At 64.5% G+C, this 6,057-nt stretch carries 4 protein-coding genes and 2 pseudogenes; 1 reads left to right on the forward strand and 5 read right to left on the reverse strand.

Features of this window, described 5'->3' with window-relative positions:
- Both FGF04_RS41540 and FGF04_RS37945 read right to left on the reverse strand, forming a co-directional pair.
- A partial coding sequence (locus FGF04_RS41540; RefSeq protein ID WP_149515941.1) for a DUF397 domain-containing protein occupies positions 1-131 on the reverse strand: 131 nt, incomplete at its 3' end.
- A 32-nt stretch (positions 132-163) separates the two neighbouring features.
- Positions 164-955: pseudogene (locus tag FGF04_RS37945) on the reverse strand (helix-turn-helix domain-containing protein); the annotation flags it as partial.
- 119 nt (positions 956-1,074) lie between these two features.
- Here FGF04_RS37945 and FGF04_RS37950 point away from each other — a divergent pair.
- The gene (locus FGF04_RS37950) at positions 1,075-1,308 is read left to right on the forward strand and encodes a hypothetical protein (RefSeq protein WP_149515943.1); all 234 of its coding nucleotides are present in this window, start codon (positions 1,075-1,077) and stop codon (positions 1,306-1,308) included.
- A 34-nt stretch (positions 1,309-1,342) separates the two neighbouring features.
- On the opposite strand, the gene FGF04_RS37955 is transcribed toward FGF04_RS37950, so the two are convergent.
- The 3 genes and pseudogenes from FGF04_RS37955 to FGF04_RS37965 form a co-directional block, all read right to left on the reverse strand.
- Complete coding sequence (locus FGF04_RS37955) at positions 1,343-4,666, reverse strand: type I restriction endonuclease subunit R (protein ID WP_235882716.1); 3,324 nt, start codon at positions 4,664-4,666, stop codon at positions 1,343-1,345.
- Entirely contained in the window at positions 4,663-5,805 is a 1,143-nt protein-coding gene (locus FGF04_RS37960) for a restriction endonuclease subunit S (protein WP_188114405.1), read from the reverse strand. Before FGF04_RS37960 ends, FGF04_RS37955 begins: the two co-directional genes overlap by 4 nt.
- A pseudogene (locus tag FGF04_RS37965) lies at positions 5,805-6,057 on the reverse strand (SAM-dependent methyltransferase); the annotation flags it as partial. The pseudogene FGF04_RS37965 and the gene FGF04_RS37960, both read right to left, overlap by 1 nt.

Below are 6,057 nucleotides of genomic sequence, written 5' to 3' on the forward strand. Positions count from 1 at the left end.
CGCTTGCTGTCGCGGATGGGGGTGAGGGGGGAGTGGTTGAGGGCCACTTCTACGCAGTTGCCCCCGTCCGCGTTGCTGTAGCTGGACTTCCGCCATGCGGCTTTGCTGAGGTCGAGTCGGGGGGTTCGCATGATGGGCTGGCCTCCAGGATTTCTCGGATCAGTGCCACGGACTCCCGTGGCGAGAGCGCCGAGTCTCGCACCAAATCGTATGACAGGCGGAGTTGTTCGACATCCGTCGGATCCTCGACGAGATCTCCGGAATAGGCGCTCTCGGTGTAGGCGATGTTGCGGCCACCTGGTAGCCACAGCAACGTCAGTGATCCGCCGAGAAGGTGCTGTAGGCCAGCGGAGAAAGGCAACACTTGCAGCGTGACGTTCGGAAGCTCCGCCGTCTCCAGTAGGTGCGCCAACTGCTCACTCCATGCGTCGGCATCGCTGAGCGGACGTCGTACGGCGGACTCGTCCAATACCGCTCGGAACTCAACGGCGTCCTCGCCGTGTAGCGGGGCTTGGCGATCCAGGCGCGTGATCACCTGCGCGTCGAGTTCGTTGTCGTCCGCAGGGCGGGCAGTACGCAACTGTTCCCGGGCGTAGCTCTCGGTCTGCAATAGGCCGGGAATCGTGGAACTTGCGTACTCGTACCGCATGGTCGCTTCCCTCTCGCGCTCCATGAAGTGCCGGTACTTGTCCTTGATACCGTCTGCCCGAGCCAGTACACACAAGTGAACGAGGTGTTCGTCGGTCCCGTACGCCTTGTCCAGCGCCTCCATGACGTCGGGTGATCCGAGTTTCACCCCCGTCTCCAGTTTGTGCAGATATATGCGGTCGTGCGTCGTATCCGCCGCGAGGTCGCTCAGCGACTTGCCTGATTTCTCGCGCAGCCGCGCCAGTACCATCCGTGCTGACCCGTTGTGATGACTACTCCGGTTCTGGTTCGGCTTCCGTGGCGGCATCGTTGGTCCCCCCAGTGGTCCTGACGTGCGGGTCTACGCCTCTCCACTACCGACCGTAGCCTTCGATCGGTCACGCTGTGAGGATATTCGGCAACCCCAGGTAATCGAAGGGGAATCGAATGAACGAGACGGACCAGGCCAAGGGATGGCGCATCGACCGCATCCCCGGCAAGCGGGTGACGGCGGTCCACGAGGGCGTACGGCTGCCGCTCTGGCTGCTGCATGACGGCAAGCACAAGGGTGACGCGCAGTTGCGGCTCAGCGTGGTCGAGGCGGAGCAACTGCACGCCGAGCTGTCCTACGCGCTCGATGAGGACGAGGCGCCGGTGAGCCGTCCGGCAGCGGCTCACTGATCACGGCGATAGGCGGGGAGTGGGCCGTACACGCTCAGGCCCACTCCTCCGCCTTGACCTCGGTCTGCTTCAGTACACGGTCGATGGCGTCCGGGGCCTTGTCCGGCGGGTAGCCGTAGAGGCGGAGCAGGAGCTTGACCTTGCCGCGGATACGGTCGCGGGCCTGGCCCCTGACGCGCCAGTCGACGGTGACGTCCTTGCGGACGAGGTCGCACAGTTTGTGGGCGATCTCGGCGAGGACGCCCTGGCCCAGCTCCAGGGCGGAGGGGTTGGCGGCGACGGCGTCGTAGAAGGCCAGCTCGTCCTCGGTCAGACCGAGTTCCCTGGCACGTTCCCGGTCGGCGGAGATCGTACGGGCCAGTTCGACGAGGAGGTCCATTACCTGGGCGGAGTCGATGAGGCCGTTGTGGTACTTGTTCATGACCTCCTGCATCTTCTCGGTGAAGGCCTTCTGGCGTACGACGTTGCCGGGGTGGGCGTCCCGGATCTCCTTCTTGATGGCCCGGCGCAGGGCCTCGATGGCGAGGTTGGGGTGACGGCCGGCCTGCATCCTGCGGAGGACTTTCTCGTCCAGGTGGGACAGGTCGGGCTTGGTGAGACCGGTGGCGTCGTAGATGTCGACGACTCCGTCCGCGGCGACGGCCTCGGCGTTCAACTGCTCGATGAGCCGGTTCACGTCGGCTTCGGTGGCGAGGCCGTCGTGGTAGCGATCGTCCGTGGTCAGTTTCTCGCGGGCCGTACGCACGGAGGAGTAGAAACGGATGTCGGGCAGCAGGTCCTGGACGTCCGGATGAGTGGCGCACAACGAGAAGGACCGGGACAACAACCGGGCATGGTGCATGAACAGCTGCTGCCGGGTGGGCTTGCCGGGCTCCAGGTCCGGTTCGGCTTCCTTGAGGAAATCGAGGACGTCGTAGAGGGCTTCCTTGTAGCCGTGGGTGTCCATGGTCGCGCGCCAGTGGCAGGGGCGCAGCACGTCTCCGATCCGCTGATGCGTGCGCCGTACGGAGTCGCACGCCTCCTCGACGGGGGCGCCGATGGGCTGGTTCTCCTGGTCGGGAGCGGAGTACTCCGCGAGGGCGGCGGTGATGTCCTGTGCGACACCGAGGAAGTCGACGACCAGGCCGGAGGGCTTTTCGCCCCAGGTGCGGTTGACGCGGGCGATGGCCTGCATGAGGGCCGCGCCGCGCATACGCCGGTCGAGGTAGAGGGTGTGCAGGGGCGGAGCGTCGAACCCGGTCAGCCAGAGTGACTGGACGATGACGAGTTCGAGTTCGTCGTCCTCGTTCTTGTCGACGACGCGCTTCTGGATGCGCTTGAGTTGGTCAGGACTTCGGACGTAGTCGGCGACTTCGTCGTCTTCGTGGCCGGCGTTTCCGGTGAAAACGACGCGTACCTTGCCGGTGTCGTCGGGATACAGACCGCTGGTCTCGTCGCGCTCACCGGTCCACTCCGGGCGCTGGCGGGCGATGGCGTTGAAGAGCCGGGCGGCGATCGCACGGGAGGAACAGACGATCATCCCCTTACCGGGTCTCCCAGTAAGCTTGATCATCTCGCGCCTACGTGTGTCCCAATGCTCCAGGACGGTGGCAGCCAGCGCGTCTATGCGCTCGCGCGCGCCGATGAGGTCCTCGAAGGCGGCGAACTTGCGACGGGCACGCTTCTGTTCGGCCTCGGACAGCCCTTCGACCAGCCCCTCGGCCTGGGCGTCGAGGTCGTCGAGGTCTACGTTGTCGGGGAGTTGGCCCTTCAGTTTGACCTTGTGGAGGATCGCCTCGTAGTAGACGGGGACGGTCGCGCCGTCGTCGACGGCCTGCGTCAGGTCGTACGTGTGGATGGTCGGCCCGAAGACGCCTTCGGTGCTGCCGGTGGCGTTGTCGATGGGCGTACCGGTGAAGGCGAGGAAGGTGGCGTTCGGGAGGGCGTCCCGGAGGTTGCGGGCGAAACCGTCCTCGAAGTCGTAGTGACTGCGGTGTGCCTCGTCGACGACGACGATGATGTCGCGGCGGGTGGAGACGACGGGATGGCGGGCGCCGGCCTCCCGCTCGGTCTTGCTGACGCGGAACTTCTGGAGCGTGCTGAAGACGAGACCGCCGCTGTTCTCGTCCCGGGTGAGGAGTTCCTTGAGCTGCTTGGTGTCCGTGGCCTTTTCAGGGTGGTCGCTGATTATCTGGCGCAGGCTGTGGCTTTTGGCAAAGGTGTTGAAGAGCTGGGTGTCGAGGTCGATACGGTCGGTGAGCAGCACGATCGTGGGGTTCGACAGCTCGGGAGCGAGGACGACCTTCCCTGTGTAGAAAAGCATCTCCTCGCTCTTGCCGGCGCCTTGCGTGTGCCAGACGACGCCCGCCCGGCCGTCGGTGGCGACGGCCGCCACGGTGGCGGTGACCGCCTCGCGCACGGCGAAGTACTGGTGGGCCTTGGCGAGTTTGACGGTGTCGACGACTCCGCCGGTGCCTTCGGCCGAGTAGGAGAGGTAGGAGCTGATGAGGTCCAGGAAGCGGCCGGGTTCGAGGGGCCCCTGGATCATCCGCTCCAAGGCGCGCCCGTCCTCCCACTCGCGCTTGCGGAGGAGGGCGCCGTCCTCGTCGGCGTGCCAGGGGGCCATGTGCTGCCATGGCGTGAACGGGGTGCCGATGCGGGCAGTTATGCCGTCCGAGGCGACGGCGACGAGCAGTGTCCGGAAGACCCCGTCCGACTTCAGCTCGCGCCGGTAGTTCTGGATCTGGCCGTACGCCTTGCGGGAGTCGTCAGGGCCGCTGGCCTTCTTCAACTCGATGACGGCGAGGGGGAGGCCGTTGACGTAGAGGACGATGTCGAACACGAACTCCCGCTGGCGGGCGTTGCTACGGATACGCACCTGGGAGGCGGCGACCAGGTCATTGCCGTGGGGATTGGCGAAGTCGATGACGCGGACGGTCTCGTACTTCTCGGTGTCGGTAAGCGGGTCACGGTAGGCGACCTTGACGGCTTTGACGGTGAGTCGCTGGTAGAACTCCCAGTTCTGGCGGATGTCGGAGCCGGGAGGTTGCTTGAGCAGCTCGTCGATGGCTTCTGTGACGGCTGCCTCGGGGAGGTGGGGGTAGCGGGTGGTGATGGCGGTGCGCAGGCGGGGGTAGAGGACGAGGTCGTCGAAGGACTTGCGCTGCCCGTGGGAGGGGCCGAGGTCCTTTCCGTCGACGTGTATCCACCCAAATTCTCCGAGCTGCTCCAGAGCAATGTGCTCCCAGTCCTTCTCGGAGAAGGTGAGGGCTTCGGCGTGGGAGACGGAGACCTCGGTGCTGGCCAGGAGGTCGAGGACTGTGTCGTTGGGCTGAGGGCCGAGGGCGCCCTCGCTCATCTGCGCACCGTCAGTGGTCATACAGCGTCCTCCACGACACGTTCGGCGTCTTTGATGCGGATCTTTCCGGTCACTAGTTGGGGGAGGAGGGTGTCGCGGAGGGCGGCGAGGGTGCGGTTCTCCCGCTTGGTTGCGCTGGCTCGTTCGACGAGGGGTACCACGGAGTGGCGGAATTCATCAGCTGCGATGCCGTCTTCGGGGAGCCTGACGCTGAGTTCTGCGATGCGGTCTGTTGCTAGCCGGCCCGTGCCGTGGCCGGCCAGATCAACAAAACCGAGGATTTCTGGCGTGCTGGTTTTGATGGCCAGGAAGAGCGTGGCCGCATCGATCCCCGCATGAGGGATCAATGCCTTGCAATCCTGTCCGAAAGCGACCTCGCGCTGGGTGATCCCGACTCGGAACTCTGAGGTCAGGCTCATTCCTCGCACGATAAAGAGGATGCTTCCTGTTGGAACGAGTCGGGTGCCGTTCTCGGCGCCGAGTGGTGTGATCTTGCGGTCCGAGTCATCAATCCACGGTGACTTGAGACTCGCGGCTGAGATCCAGGGAATTTCGCCATCCCAGTAGCTCGGCTCGCTGGTCTTGGGGGTGCCTCCAGACAGCCAGCGTGCGGTCCTGGCAAGCGGGACGCTGTGCCAGCCTCTGCTAGATGAAGACTGGTGGGTGTACAGGGCCGAGGCGAGATCCAGTGTGGTGTCGGCGATCCGCTGGTTGACCGCGATCTTGTCGTCCAGGGTGCCGAGTACTTCCGAAATGGCCTGCTGTTCCGAGATGGGCGGGATCGTGACAGGGATGCTCGCGATGTAATTTCGGTTCAATGAAGCCTGAGCGCTACCTGAGTTGTACGCAGAAAAATCCAACGTTGCAAGTAGGTGGAATACGTATCGAGGGTCGTTCGAAAGGAAGTCTTCGACGAACATAGACGTATTCAGAGGCCAGAAATCACCCTTTACGTAGGTGACATGCCCCATCGAAGAGCCGCTTCTGCCGATAACGACTCCGGGGCCCTTAACCGGACCTTCATCGTGCCAACCGCTGACTCCTGCAGATCCCACAACGGGGTAGCTTCCTGCTGCCCGAGTGCCCGTTGGGAGGTCGTATCCACGTTTTAGACGCACCACCGTACTCAGTGGCAGTGTTTCCCATGACTTCCTAGCCACTAAATCCTCCCCAACTGCATACGCACCGCATCCTCCAGCCGCCCCGACTCCTCGAACAACCCGAACAATTCTTTCGTCAGCCGAGCCACCCGCTCCTCCACCGGCTCCGCATCCGGATCAACCTCCGCCTCGGCCGCCCCCACATACCGCCCTGGCGTCAACACGAACTCGTGCTCCCGGAGCTCGGCCAGCGGCACGCTCCGGCAGAAGCCCGGCACATCCTCGTAAGCCCCGACCCCCTCGCCCTCAGCC

It is taken from the genome of Streptomyces apricus (genome assembly GCF_008369065.1).
Classification (GTDB): domain Bacteria; phylum Actinomycetota; class Actinomycetes; order Streptomycetales; family Streptomycetaceae; genus Streptomyces; species Streptomyces apricus.